This window comes from Xanthomarina sp. F2636L, from assembly GCF_026410195.1.
Taxonomy (GTDB): domain Bacteria; phylum Bacteroidota; class Bacteroidia; order Flavobacteriales; family Flavobacteriaceae; genus Xanthomarina.
This window is the reverse complement of sequence record NZ_JAPMLM010000055.1, coordinates 283677-297571: the sequence shown is the minus strand read 5'-3', so window position 1 is coordinate 297571 and position 13895 is coordinate 283677. Positions and strand designations below refer to the sequence as shown.

Genomic DNA, 13895 nt, shown 5'->3' with positions numbered 1-13895 from the left:
TATCTAATTATTAAAATAGTAAAGCATGCTAATTTACGTATAATGTTTGAAAACAGATAGCCTACTTATCATAAGATGGCATAAATATTGATTATTTTTACATAACTAAAACAACATACATGACATTTAAAAACATTATTTGGGTGCTATTAATTGCAATTTTGATTACAAGTTGCAAAAAAAGCTATTTTAAATACACTGAAAAGCCTGAATATATTACAAAGCCATCAGCTGAAAATAAACCTTATTTTGATGCCTATGATGCAACTTTAAAAGTCTGGGATATAACTTTTGAAGAACTATATATACCTACAAGTTTTGGAACCGCACATGTTGTTATTAGTGGGCCAGAATCTGGCGAGCCATTGGTTTTATTACATGGTATGAATGCCAGTTCGACCATGTGGTATCCTAACATTAAGGCATTTACTCAAGATTATCGTGTGTTTGCTATTGATTTTATTTTAGAACCTGGGAAATCTTATAAAACAAAAGATATTGAAAGTGTGGAGCAAATTTCGGCTTGGTATCATGAAATTTTCAATACATTAAAATTAAAATCTTTTCATTTAATTGGAGCTTCAAGAGGAGGTTGGCTTTCAGTGAATTTAGCTTTACAAAATCAGGAAAAAATTAAAAGTATGACTTTATTAAGTCCAGCCCAAACTTTTATATGGATTCGCCCAAGTGCAGACTTACTTAAAAATATAATCTACGCTTTATCATCAGAAGAAAAACAAATGCAGCAGAATTTAAAATCCATGTCCAGTAATGTTGATAATATTAATAAAACCTATTTAGAACAATATGCTATTGGCACTGAAAAAGATTCTATTAATAAGTTTGTTATGAGTATGCAACCATTTTCAAAACGTGATTTCCAATCTTTAAAAATGCCTGTTTTAGTATTAATTGGTGATGATGATATGATTAATAATGAAAAAACACTTTCACTAGCAAAAGAATGGATTCCAAATAGTCAAGCTGAAACAATTAATAATGCAGGACATTTTTTATCTGTAGATCAGGCCGAAGTTGTCAATAATAAAATTTTAAAATTTTTAAAGCGTATTAAAAACTAATAGCTTTATTAAAAAAATCTGATTTATAAATATACCTGAATTGTTAAAGCTATCATCGTAAAAACAGTTAAAATAACAACTAATGGGATTACAAATTTCAACCATTTATCATAACCTACTTTTACAATAGCTAATGAAGCTAAAATTAGTCCTGTTGGATTTATAAAGGCAAATAAACCCATTCCATACTGATAACAGTTTACAATAATTTCTCTTCCAAAACCTACTGTATCTGCTAGAGGAGACATGATTGGCATAGTCAACACAGCCATTCCGGAAGAACTTGGTATAAAAAATGATAGTCCACCGTAGATAAATAACATTACATTTGCAAAAACACCTTTGTTCATGCCTTCTGTTAAATTACTAGAATGAAACAATAAGGTATCACTAATAAAACCATCTTCCATTAATACAGAAACTCCTCTAGCGATACCTATAATTATTGCTACTCCCAATAAATCTCCAGCACCTTTTACAAAGGTTTCAACAAAATTTGCCTCGTGAATTTTTCCAATAACTCCTATAAGTATGGCTCCAACAAAAAAGACCGTTGTCATCTCTAAAAACCACCATTCTAATTGAGATACTCCATAAATCATGACTACAAAACACATAGCAAACACAAATAAGATAATACGTAAACGAGTAGTTAATACGACGGTTGCATTTGCTGATGTTCCAAAAAGAGCTTCAATTTGTTCTTTCTGACTGTAAATAATAGATTTTGAAGGGTCTTTTTTTACGCGATTTGCATATCTTAAAATATATATAATACAAATTAATGTTCCTAAAACAAGCATAATCATTCTTCCTGTCAACCCTGTGGTCCAATTAATTCCAGCAGCATCCGAAGCAATAATAACGCTAAACGGGTTTACAGTAGAACACATGGTGCCAATGGAAGATCCTATATAAATTGCAGCTAAAGGTACTATTGCATCATATTTAGCAGCTAAGAACATAGGAATTAAAATAGGGTAGAAGGCTATCGTTTCTTCAGCAAGACCAAAGGTTGTTCCTCCTAAAGCTACTAAAATAGTGACTAAAATAATGAGCACATACTCATGGCCTTTTAAAGCTTTTGCCAACCAGGAAATTCCAGCATCAAAAGCTCCGGTAAGATTCATGATGCCAATTAATCCGCCAATAATCAATACGAGGAAAATAATATCAGCTGCTTCGATAATTCCTTTTACTGGTGATTTAAAGAATGCTAAAACACCTTGAGGTCTAGCCTCTACTTCTTGGTAGGTGTCTGGAATTGAAATTGGTTTCCAAATATCCCCATTAGTGAATTTTTCTAAAGGAATTTTTATATGTAAATCTTCCAGAGTTTTTTGACTTGCTTCTAATGTTTTAGTACTCTCCAAGCTACTTCTTGTAAAAGTATTCGCATCTTTATTATAAGAAAGATTGTCGTATTTTCCAGCAGGAATAATCCAAGTTAAGAGTGCGACTGCAGCAGCAATTATTAATAAAATGGTCTGTGCTGTTGGAAATTTAATATTTTTCAAGTGCCTATTGTTTTATTTAGAATTAAGATAGTATTATTTTAGTATCGAAATAAAAGCGAAGATATAAAATGACTTCAAATATCGACAAAAGTTGGGAACCTTTTTTAAATAATGAATTTAATTCATTATATTTTAAAGCTCTAGAAAATTTTTTAAAAGATGAATACAGAAACCATACATGTTTTCCTCCTAAAGAAGAGATTTTCAATGCATTTAACCATTGTGATTTCAATAAAATAAAAGTAGTTATTATCGGACAAGATCCTTATCATGGTGCTAATCAAGCCCACGGATTATGTTTTTCTGTGAATGAGGGCATAGCACATCCACCTTCATTAAAAAACATTTTTAAAGAATTAGAGCAAGATTTAGGAGTTCCCTATCCAAAAAGCGGAAATTTAAGTAAATGGGCAGATCAGGGTGTGTTTTTATTGAATGCTACATTAACTGTGAGACAAGGTGAAGCTGGAAGTCATCAAAAAAAAGGCTGGGAACAATTTACAGATGCGGTAATTAAAATTATAAGTGAACAAAAAAAACAAGTGGTGTTTTTGCTTTGGGGAGGTTTTGCAAAAAAGAAAGCTAAATTAATAGATGCCAAAAAACACTTTATATTAGAAACAGGTCATCCTTCTCCATTAAGTGCCAATAGAGGCTTTTGGTTTGGTAATAAGCATTTTAGTAAATCTAACTCCCTGTTGGAGCAAGTTGGGCAGTTGCCTGTTGTTTGGTAGTCTCAGTATTAATAATGATTGTAGGTTTGTTTTGTACTTTATCTGTACGTCGCGTGGTTTTATTACAACTAAAGAATAGCAATAAAAAATTTAAGGCAACTAATATAGATAAGATTGAAGTAATTGTCAATAGCATAAGCAATTTGTTTTTTTTTTCTTCTGTACAAGGCAAATATAAGAGATTAGTTGTTAAAAATTAAATATTTTTTAACATTTTCCATAAAGACATATTTTTAAAGTGGTGATATTTAGTGTTTTTTGAAAAAAATCAAGTAATAAATATGTTAAAATTAAGACTATATTTCAGTAATTAAATGCTTGTAATCTTTTTTTGTAGAAATTATATTTAAAGCTAATAATTGTTCTTGAATATTGTCTATGCTTTCTTTGTTTATGGTGTCTTGCGACCATTCTGTTAGAGATAACCATTCTTGTACATCTGCAATTTTTTGATTGTATCTTTTAGCGATAATTTTATCGATTTCTGGAATGTTCTTAAAGTTTTTAGTGTTATTGTTTATAATCTCTAAAATAATTTTTATTTCTTCATGATGTTCCCTTAAAGATTCGTCTCTAGCAGCAATTACGAAGCATGGCCATGGCGTAGGACATTCTCCAATGCGTCTAAAAACACCTTGATCAACTAAAGGTTTTGTCATAAATTTTTCCCACAAAAAATAATCTGCTTTTCTTTCTGTAAGACCTTCAACAGCACCATCTAGATCTTTTATAACTTCAAAATGTAAGTCTGTGTCTAAATCCCAACCATTGTTTTGTGCATTGATGTAAGCCATTAAATGTGAGCCAGAACCATAACGACTAATAGCTGCTTTACTTGCTTTTAAATCTTCAATAGTTTTATAATTTGAATTTTGTGCTACATGAATCCCCCAAATTAAAGGTGTTTGTACAAAAGTTTGAATAATTTTACTGGGATTACCTTCAACAATATCTTTTATAATACCTTCAGTTAAAATAACAGATAAATCTATTTCACCTTTTCTTAATGATTTTGACATAGCACCTGTACCACTTGGATAGTCTTTCCATCTAAGATTTATGCCGGCTTTTTTAAATTCGCCCTGTTTAAGTGCTAAATACCATGCCAAATTAAAATGCTCAGGAACGCCACCTATATGAATTGTTTTCATTGAAATAGTTTGATTAAGATTCCTTTCGAGGAATTATAAATGATTACACTAATTTATTTAAGGTATAAATTATTAGTTTTTCAACTATAGCTTTTGGGTCTTTAGTAAACTGTCCTGTAGCTCTATTGGCTATAATAGCGTTTAATGAAAGTGCGTGATGCCCAAGTAATTTAGATAAGCCGTAAATTACAGAGGTTTCCATTTCGAAATTGGTAATTCGCATGCCTTTAAAATTAAAATTATCCATTTTATTGTTTAAATCTGGATCCTGTAAAGGCAGTCGTAAAATACGTCCTTGTGGCCCGTAAAAACCACCAGCAGTTGCTGTTAACCCTTTGTAAACTTGGTCGCTATTGAGTATATTTTCAAGTTTCTGACTGTTGTTGATCACTATTGGTCTGGCTTTATTTGAATCCCAATTGGTAAATTTTATAAATGCGTCTTCAATATCTGGATTAACAATACTATCTATTTTATAAAAATGAAGCATCCCATTTAAATCCAAACCATGCGAACTCATTACAAAAGAATCTACTGGAACATCGGCCTGTAATGAGCCCGAAGTACCAACTCTAACAAAATTAAGGCTTGTATGCGTATCTTTTGGTTTTCTAGTTTTTAAATCGATATTCACTAAAGCATCCAATTCGTTTAAAACAATATCAATATTGTCTGGTCCAATTCCAGTTGAAATAACAGTTAACCGTTTGCCTTTATAAATACCCGTTTGTGTTTTAAACTCACGTTTTTGAGTTGAAAACTCAATACTATCAAAATGTTTGGTAATCTTTTCAACACGATCTTGATCTCCAACAAGAATAATATCGTGAGCTATATGTTCTGGTTTTAAATTTAAATGATAGATACTACCATCTGGATTTAAAATTAATTCTGAATTTTTAATTGACATTTAGTGGTGTTTTTATTAATTTATTTGTTTGACCATCATAAGAAAAATCTAATCGATTTAAACCTCCAAAAGTCAAATTATTATTTATCTGAAATGAAAAATTATGATTTCCTGTCAAAGCTTCGTAGCCTTTTCTGTTTAAAGAAATTTTGTTTTCTTCTTCTGTATAAAATATTTGAAGTATGTCTATTAATCTTAGTATTTGCATGTCTCCAAAGCCATAATAGCCTTGGTAATTTAGCACATAACCCATTAACTGATTTTTAGACTTCACGTTTTTTTCTTTAATAATAGTTAATATGTTTTCTTCTAGTGTACTTAAACCAGACTTTAAATTTGGAAAGCGTGTTAAATGGGCTTTTAAACAATTGCTTAGGTATTTAAAAGATGATTTTTGTGTAATAAAAGGCTTTAATAAATTATGGTCTTTCCCATTATAAATATGCCATATTGAAATGGCTAATTCTAAATCGCTATCTTTTAATTTAATTTTTTCTTTATAATGCTGAAACAATTGCTCTGGAGTTAATTCTGAAAGTCCTTTTAATTGTGTTTTTCCTTTAATTCTACCACTACATACCAAATAAATAGGAAGAGGCACTTGTTTCTCGTTTAATAATTTAATGACGCCTAGCATGTTGATGTGACAAAACAAATCGTATTCAAACCAAAGCACAATTTCAGAATATGAATCTACATTGTTTAGAATGGCTATCTCTTCTTTAAACTCTGTTTCATTTAATTCTATATGATAAAAATCGTTTAAAAAAGTTTTTCGTTTTATTAAAAATTCTTCCGAATTAATTAGTGTAGTTGTTGGTCCTTCACATAGCATTTCCTGCCAGGTCAAATAATCTCCAGAAATATCAAGTTCCTTTAGATAATGAGTTAAGCTGCTTCCATTTGTTATATGCAATGTTACTTTATCCATCAGCCACCAACACGTTTCACAAGAAAACCTTTGTCTTTGAGAATTTTCATGATTTTATCTCTAAAATCTCCTTGAATGATAATTTTATCATCTTTAAAACTGCCTCCAACACTAAGTGTTGTTTTAAGGTCCTTTGCAAGTGCTTTAAAGTCTTCTGTAGCACCAGTATAACCTTCTAATATAGTGATGGGTTTTCCTTTACGCTTTTCGTATTTACAAATTATAGGCTCATCCTGCATCCATAAATCAGTGGCTTCATTTTGAATATCGTCAGAAGAAGTGTCTGGCTCATGGTCTGGAAATAGGTTTTTTAATTGATCTTGTAAATCCATAATTAAAATTTTCAGTTTCAGTTAACAGTCTCAACAATTAGATATAAAAAATAGCAAACTGCGACTGTAGCTGAATACTATTTTTTTATTAGTCCAAGCTCAATAAGACGTTCATTTAAGAATTCGCCAGCAGTAATATCTTCAAATTGTTTTGGATTATTTTCGTCTATACAACTTTCCAATACATCTAATTTCATATCGCTAATTGGGTGCATAAAGAAAGGAATAGAATAACGTGAGGTTCCCCATAGTTCTCTTGGAGGATTAATAACACGGTGGATGGTAGACTTTAATTTGTTATTGGTATGTCTAGAAAGCATATCTCCAACATTTATCATTAGTTCGTCTGGTTCTGCAATGGCATCCAACCATTCTCCTTCATGATTTTGAACTTGTAACCCACGACCTTGAGCCCCCATTAATAGCGTTATTAAATTAATATCCCCATGGGCTGCTGCACGCACGGCGTTTTTTGGTTCTTCGAAAATAGGAGGATAGTGGATAGGTCTTAAAATACTATTTCCATTATGGATGTAATTATCAAAATAAGTTTCTTCCAAACCTAAGTGTAATGCCAAAGCACGTAACACATATTTAGCTGTTTTTTCTAACATTCTATAGGCTTCCTTTCCTGTTTTATTAAATTCAGGAAGCTCCTCAACTTTAACGTTTTTAGGATACTCGGCTTCAAGTTTCGGGTTGTTTTCAACAAATTGTCCAAAATGCCAAAACTCTTTTAAATCGCCTTCCTTTTTGCCTTTAGCACTTTCTTTTCCAAAAGAAATATAGCCTCTTTGTCCTCCAATGCCTTCTATTTCATATTTCCTTTTAGCTTCAACAGGGAGTTTAAAGAATTGTTTAACCTCGCTATACAGTTTATCTACTAGGGCATCATCTAAAAAATGACCTTTTAAAGCTACAAATCCAATATCTTCGTATGCTTTTCCAATTTCATCAACAAACTTTTGTTTTCTAACTGGGTCTCCTGAAGTAAAATCATTTAAATTAACACTTGGTATATTATTCATGGTATATATTTTAATAAGAATGTATTACAAATGTACGAAAACATTATAAAGTTTAGAACACTAATTATTTTAAGATTTTCAATTGTAATTATCAATTTATAGTATATTTGACAAACAATTATTATGAGTACTCACGTGACTATACCTACTGAAATACAATACAATAAGACAAATCTAGATTCTACAGAATTACTAGAATTATATAAAAACATGCTAAAGCCTCGATTGATAGAAGAAAAAATGCTAATTCTTCTACGTCAGGGAAAAGTGTCTAAATGGTTTTCAGGAATTGGCCAAGAAGCCATTTCTGTTGGAGTTACCATGTCTTTACAAAAAGATGAATACATCTTGCCAATGCATAGAAACCTCGGTGTTTTTACCAATAGAGAAATTCCATTATATCGTTTATTTAGTCAGTGGCAAGGTAAAGCCAATGGCTTCACAAAAGGACGAGATAGATCTTTTCACTTTGGAACTCAAGAATTCAATATTGTTGGAATGATTTCTCATTTAGGACCACAATTAGGTGTTGCAGATGGTATTGCTTTAGCAAGTAAACTTCAAAATAAAAACCAGGTAACTGCTGTGTTTACTGGAGAAGGAGGGACTAGCGAAGGAGATTTCCACGAGGCTTTAAACGTCGCTTCTGTTTGGCAATTACCAGTTATGTTTTGTGTAGAAAATAACGGCTATGGTTTATCCACACCAACAAGCGAACAATATAATTGTAAGGATATTGCTGATCGCGCCTTAGGTTATGGTATGGAATCCCACATTATTGATGGCAATAATATAATAGAAGTTTATACTAAAGTTAGAGATCTTGCTGAAAGTATAAGAAAGCATCCTCGTCCCGTGTTATTGGAGTTTAAAACTTTTAGAATGCGTGGGCACGAAGAGGCAAGTGGTACTAAATACGTACCACAAGATTTATTAGATACTTGGGCTAAGAAAGATCCTCTTGAAAATTTTCAAGCTTTTTTAAGAGATGAAAACATCTTAACTGAAGAACAAGAAGTTGTTTTTAAAGAAGAAATTGTTCATGAAATCAATGAACATCTCCAAATAGCTTTCGATGAAGAAAGCATTATAGCTAATGAAAGTGACGAATTAAATGATGTATACAAACCATTTGATTATAAGGAAGTTGCAAAAAATACAGAAACAAAAGAAATTCGTCTAATAGACGCAATCTCTGAAGGTTTAAAACAATCTTTGGAGCAGCATGATAACTTGGTTATTATGGGACAGGATGTGGCTGAATACGGAGGCGTTTTTAAAATTACTGAAGGCTTTGTGGAGCAATTTGGAAAAGACCGTGTAAGAAACACCCCTATTTGTGAGTCTGCTATTGTAGAAGCAGGAATGGGATTATCTATTGCTGGTATGAAAAGTGTGGTTGAAATGCAATTTGCAGATTTTGTGACTTCAGGTTTTAATCCCGTCGTTAATTATTTAGCAAAATCTCATTATAGATGGAACCAAGAAGCTGATGTGGTTGTTAGAATGCCTTGTGGTGCTGGAGTTGCTGCTGGACCTTTCCATTCGCAAACTAATGAGGCATGGTTTACTAAAACCCCAGGTTTAAAAGTAGTTTATCCTGCATTTCCAGCAGATGCCAAAGGCTTATTGGCAACAGCTATAAACGACCCAAATCCCGTGTTGTTTTTTGAACACAAAGCCTTATATAGAAGCATTAGACAAGAAGTCCCAACAGATTATTTTACACTTCCTTTTGGAAAAGCATCTCTTTTAAAAGAAGGACATCAAGTAACTATTATTTCTTATGGTGCAGGCGTGCATTGGGCATTAGAAACTCTGGAAAAGAACTTAGAGATTCAAGCAGATGTATTGGATTTAAGAACTTTGCAACCTTTAGATACAGAAGCTATTTTTGCTTCAGTTAAGAAAACAGGGCGTGCCATTATTCTACAGGAAGATTCCTTATTTGGAGGAATTGCTTCAGATATATCATCCATGATTATGGAGAACTGCTTTGAGTATTTAGATGCACCAGTAAAACGTGTAGCCAGTATGGAGACACCAATTCCTTTTATCAATCAATTAGAAGATCAATATTTGGCTAAAGGGAAGTTTGAAACAGCTTTAAAAGAATTATTGGCATATTAAACATGTTATATTTAATAAAAAAAGAGAGCTAAATGCTCTCTTTTTTTATTAATGAATATTTTCTGTTTATTTTAAAGAGTCTGCATATGCTTGAACATCATCCAGTACTCGCAACAAATTCCCACTCCATATCATGCTAATTTGTTCCTCGGTGTACCCACGTTTAACTAATTCTAAAGTTACATTAAAAGTTTCAGACGCATTGTTCCAGCCCTCAATACCACCTCCGCCATCAAAATCGCTACTAATTCCAACATGTTCAATGCCAATTTTATCAATGATATAATCGATATGATCTACCAAATCGGATACATTTACGTTGGGAGGGAAGCCATCAATTTTATCTGCTTTAGCATTTGCTAAGTCCAGTACTTTTTTATAATATACAAAGAAATCATCCTGCTCTTCATTTGTCAACTTCATAAACTCTTCGCTTGAAGCATACCATTTTACACTTAGTGAATCTGCAACTTGTTGTTGAATGTCTTTTATTTCAGCATTTCTGGTTGCCATTTTATCTGTATTCAAATATTCGTCTAAGGCAACAACTTGTATAACACCTCCATTTTCTTTTAACCATTCCAATTGTTCATCATCTAAGTTTCTACTCTCATCACTTAACCCTCTAGCAGCTGAATGTGATGCAATAATTGGCGTTTTACTAAGTTCAATCATTTGTTTCATGGCTTCTTTTGAAGGATGAGACACATCGACCATGAGGCCTAAACGATTCATTTCAGTAATCACCTCTTTTCCTAAATCGCTTAAACCATTATGTAACCAATCACCTTTAGTTTCTCCTGTATGACTATCGCATAACTGACTGTGTCCGTTATGAGCCAAAGATATATATCGCGCACCGAGATTGTAGAATTTTTCAACATTTGATATCTCTAAACCTATGGGATAGCCATTTTCTACACCAATCATGGCTACTTTTTTTCCAGAAGCATGAATGCGCCTCACATCGTCTGAAGTTAGTGCTAGTTCTATTTGGTCTGGAGCTAAGTCTTCTACTAACTTATGGATAGCATCAAATTTTGACATGGCATTTTCATAAGCTTTTTTATAACCTTCGTCCGTTAAGGTATCTTGTCCTGTGTAAACAATAAACCATGCCACATCCAAGCCACCAGCTTTCATTTTTGGCAAGGTTACTTGAGCATTAATATCTTGGGTATAATTTATGGAATCTGTAAAATTACTCACTTCAATATCATCGTGAGTATCTATTGTGATTACTCGATTGTGAATGGCTTTAGCACGTTCCACTAAAGCTAGGGAATTCTTTGTCATATTAGAATCAGAAGTTTGTTTGGTTTCATTTTTGCAGGAGAAACAAGCAAGAATTGAAATGAGAATTAAAAGGTTTGTTTTCATGAGTTTGTTAGATTGGCTTGTTTTGTGAAGTTACAAAAAAGTAAGTTAGGTTTAGTTTCTTACTAAATGTTGTATATTTAATTTTCTATGCATTTAAAAATGATTTTAAAGATATTCTTAACCCTAATTATGTTGTTTTGGAACTCTAGTTGTACAAAAACTATAGAGGATCCGTATACTTGGAAGCCTATTAAAGTTACAGCCTCAGCATATAATTCATTGGCATATCAAACCAATGACAATCCGCATATCACTGCTTTTGGAGACAGTTTAATTCCCGGGTTAAAATATATTGCTGTTTCAAAGGATTTATTAAAATTGGGATTAAAACATAATACTCCAGTAAAAATTGAAGGTCTTGAAGGCATTTATTTAGTAAAAGATAAAATGCATTCTCGATGGGTAAATAAAATTGATATTTATATGGGCATAGACGTCCAGGCTGCTAAAAATTGGGGAAGACAAAAGGTAGAAATTCAATATGGCGTGTTGAAGGTGGAAGATGATGCGCTTGTTGATCATGAATAAAAAAGTCAGCATGTATATGCTGACTTTCTAAATGACTAATTTAAAATAATTAATGCGCATAACGCTTGATACCTGTCCAAAGTTCATCGTTTGAGTTATTAAATCTCTGAGTGAGTTTATTAACTGAAAGATGCTTAATTTTCTCGTAAGAGTCTCTGGAAATTTTAATAACTGCTTTCATAATAATTGTTTTTTGATTGATTGTCCTTTTAAGTTTTTAAAGCTGCTAAACAATTTACCTAGCAATTCAACGTAAGGGGTTGATGTTTTTTTTAGATATACTTATCTACATCTTCTTTTACCATTCCAAGTGTGGCCTTTACTCGAATTTGGTCTGCTTGTTACTTGATTACTGTCTAAAGTTCTCATGATTTCTATGTTTTTGATTGTTTAATTAATATGATACACTTATCTGTATCTTCTTTTACTATTCCAAGTATAACTTTTACTTGTATTTACTCTTTCTGATACCTGATTGCTGTCTAAAGTTCTCATAATTTTATGTTTTTAAGTTTGATTGATACTAAATAGACGACATAACTTTTAAATTGTTACAGTACTATGTATAACATAATAGATAATTAACATTATTTAACAGAATAAGAGGCGAGTAGCTTCACAACTAATGCTATCTAAGCGAGTTAAATGAGATTATTTAATTAAAATTTTGATAAAAAATTGGATATTATTTTTTAAGGTACGATTTTTGAACTTATAACATTTATTATATATAAACGTTATTCCAAAACCTATAAGCTTCACCATGAAATACTTTAGTTTTATTATTTGTTGTTTTATTTCCTTGTCTGCTTTTGCCCAAATTGATGCCAGCAAGGAATCTACAAGTATTCCTGCTATTAAAAGTGACACAGGTAGTCAGGGTACTTCCATATTAGAGTCGAAGCCTATTGAAAATAAAGGTTTAAGCAATACAAATTCAGATAGAGTGAATGGATTGTCTGTACCAAAACAAAATGAATTATCTGATCCAAATAAAAAAAGCTTCTCGATGTTTAGCAGTGAAACTTTTGGTAATCCAGCTGAATTGTATACCAAACAAATTAAAAAGCATGGTAAATACACTGAGGAGGAAGCTGGTTCCAGAGATAATGGAAGTAAAACCAATCAGTATTTAGGAGATTTTAAAACAGGAGTTTCCAAAGTAAATGTTATTTATAGAGATCATCAATATCCTGATGGCGATCGGGTACGAATTTTTGTAAATGACGATGTAGTTATTGCCGACGCTTTATTGCAGTCTTCATTTAATGGTTTTCAATTAGATTTGGTTGAAGGCTTTAATAAAATAGACTTTCAAGCGTTAAACCAAGGGGATTCTGGTCCTAATACAGCCGAACTTCAAATATTAGATAACACAGGAAATGTGATAGCTACAGGGGTTTGGAACTTGGCAACAGGAGTAAAAGCCACATTAATTGTTATTAAAGAATAGTCGAAATTTCTTCAACATCTCCAGGCTGCATTTGGTTTAAAGTAAAATTACCAATTCTTATACGCACCAATCTTAAGGTTGGAAAACCAACAGCAGATGTCATTTTACGTACTTGTCTAAATTTCCCTTCTGTTAAGGTTATAGACAACCAACTAGTTGGACCGTGTTTTTTATCTCTTACAAAACGTTTAGGAACATCTGGGTTTATTTCAAAAAGAAAAACTTTAGTTGGTTTTGCTAAATAGGGTTTTCCATCCACTGAAATTTCAACCCCTTTTTTTAAAATTTCAATGACTTCAGAAGTTATTATACCATCAACCATGACATAATATTCCTTTTCTACATGCGAACTTCTTATATGTTCGCTCATTTTTCCATCGGTTGTTAATAGAAGTAATCCTTCAGATTTTTCATCTAGTCTGCCAATGGCCATTAGGGTTTCAGGAAAATCAAAAAGGGTTCCTAAGAGTTTTTTATTTCGTCTTTTAGATTGATTATTAACAAATTGACTCAAATAACCATAAGGTTTATAGAGCTTAAAATGTGTGTGTGATTCGGAAAGTCCCATAATATAACGAAATAAGAAAGTGTATTAAAATAAATAAGCAATTCATTGTTGCATCTTATTAACTGCAAATGTTAAAAAAACTTAAGAATTTTATTCGTTTTAAAGCTACAAAAACTAAGAAAAGACCTTATTTTTGCACATTGACAATTTT

Annotated in this window: 14 protein-coding genes; 5 read left to right on the top strand and 9 right to left on the bottom strand. The window is 31.9% G+C overall.

The annotated features are described in order from the left end of the window. The first annotated feature begins 119 nt into the window (after window positions 1-119). The gene (locus OS191_RS02445; RefSeq protein WP_267154121.1) at window positions 120-1082 is read left to right on the top strand and encodes an alpha/beta fold hydrolase; all 963 of its coding nucleotides are present in this window, start codon (window positions 120-122) and stop codon (window positions 1080-1082) included. Window positions 1083-1105: 23 nt separating this feature from the next. Here the strand turns inward: OS191_RS02445 and OS191_RS02440 are convergent, their stop codons facing one another. Beyond that, window positions 1106-2599, bottom strand: a complete 1494-nt coding sequence (locus tag OS191_RS02440) for a YfcC family protein (RefSeq protein ID WP_267154120.1) — start codon at window positions 2597-2599, stop codon at window positions 1106-1108. Between the two features lie 68 nt (window positions 2600-2667). On the opposite strand from OS191_RS02440, the gene OS191_RS02435 reads away from it, so the two are divergent. Then, entirely contained in the window at window positions 2668-3333 is a 666-nt protein-coding gene (locus OS191_RS02435) for a uracil-DNA glycosylase (RefSeq protein ID WP_267154119.1), read from the top strand. A gap of 296 nt (window positions 3334-3629) precedes the next feature. On the opposite strand, the gene OS191_RS02430 is transcribed toward OS191_RS02435, so the two are convergent. The 5 genes from OS191_RS02430 to OS191_RS02410 all read right to left on the bottom strand — a co-directional run bounded on the left by OS191_RS02430 (window position 3630) and on the right by OS191_RS02410 (window position 7685). Further along, the gene (locus tag OS191_RS02430; protein WP_267154118.1) at window positions 3630-4484 is read right to left on the bottom strand and encodes a substrate-binding domain-containing protein; all 855 of its coding nucleotides are present in this window, start codon (window positions 4482-4484) and stop codon (window positions 3630-3632) included. A gap of 43 nt (window positions 4485-4527) precedes the next feature. Beyond that, window positions 4528-5394, bottom strand: a complete 867-nt coding sequence (locus tag OS191_RS02425; protein ID WP_267154117.1) for a nucleoside phosphorylase — start codon at window positions 5392-5394, stop codon at window positions 4528-4530. Beyond that, window positions 5384-6325: a DUF1835 domain-containing protein gene (locus tag OS191_RS02420; protein WP_267154116.1), complete on the bottom strand. Its 942-nt coding sequence runs from the start codon at window positions 6323-6325 to the stop codon at window positions 5384-5386. Before OS191_RS02420 ends, OS191_RS02425 begins: the two co-directional genes overlap by 11 nt. Beyond that, a complete protein-coding gene (locus OS191_RS02415) occupies window positions 6325-6657 on the bottom strand; it encodes a translation initiation factor (protein WP_267154115.1) in 333 nt (110 codons plus the stop codon). The genes OS191_RS02420 and OS191_RS02415 overlap by 1 nt, the downstream gene beginning before the upstream one ends. Window positions 6658-6734: 77 nt before the next feature. After that, a complete protein-coding gene (locus OS191_RS02410; protein WP_267154114.1) occupies window positions 6735-7685 on the bottom strand; it encodes an isopenicillin N synthase family dioxygenase in 951 nt (316 codons plus the stop codon). 123 nt (window positions 7686-7808) lie between these two features. Between OS191_RS02410 and OS191_RS02405 the strand changes: the two genes are divergently transcribed. Further along, window positions 7809-9815 carry an alpha-ketoacid dehydrogenase subunit alpha/beta gene (locus OS191_RS02405; protein ID WP_267154113.1) on the top strand — a complete coding sequence of 669 codons (2007 nt, stop codon included), beginning with the start codon at window positions 7809-7811 and terminating at the stop codon, window positions 9813-9815. A 66-nt stretch (window positions 9816-9881) separates the two neighbouring features. Here OS191_RS02405 and OS191_RS02400 read toward each other — a convergent pair whose 3' ends face one another. Then, a complete protein-coding gene (locus tag OS191_RS02400; RefSeq protein WP_267154112.1) occupies window positions 9882-11195 on the bottom strand; it encodes a dipeptidase in 1314 nt (437 codons plus the stop codon). Between the two features lie 99 nt (window positions 11196-11294). On the opposite strand from OS191_RS02400, the gene OS191_RS02395 reads away from it, so the two are divergent. Beyond that, complete coding sequence (locus OS191_RS02395) at window positions 11295-11723, top strand: 3D domain-containing protein (protein WP_267154111.1); 429 nt, start codon at window positions 11295-11297, stop codon at window positions 11721-11723. A 49-nt stretch (window positions 11724-11772) separates the two neighbouring features. On the opposite strand, the gene OS191_RS02390 is transcribed toward OS191_RS02395, so the two are convergent. Next, on the bottom strand, window positions 11773-11904 hold the full coding sequence (locus tag OS191_RS02390) for a hypothetical protein (protein WP_267154110.1): 132 nt from the start codon (window positions 11902-11904) through the stop codon (window positions 11773-11775). Between the two features lie 582 nt (window positions 11905-12486). Between OS191_RS02390 and OS191_RS02385 the strand changes: the two genes are divergently transcribed. Then, the gene (locus OS191_RS02385; protein ID WP_267154109.1) at window positions 12487-13176 is read left to right on the top strand and encodes a hypothetical protein; all 690 of its coding nucleotides are present in this window, start codon (window positions 12487-12489) and stop codon (window positions 13174-13176) included. Here OS191_RS02385 and OS191_RS02380 read toward each other — a convergent pair. Continuing rightward, on the bottom strand, window positions 13166-13744 hold the full coding sequence (locus OS191_RS02380; protein WP_267154108.1) for a pseudouridine synthase: 579 nt from the start codon (window positions 13742-13744) through the stop codon (window positions 13166-13168). The genes OS191_RS02385 and OS191_RS02380 overlap by 11 nt on opposite strands. Between the last annotated feature and the right edge of the window lie 151 nt (window positions 13745-13895).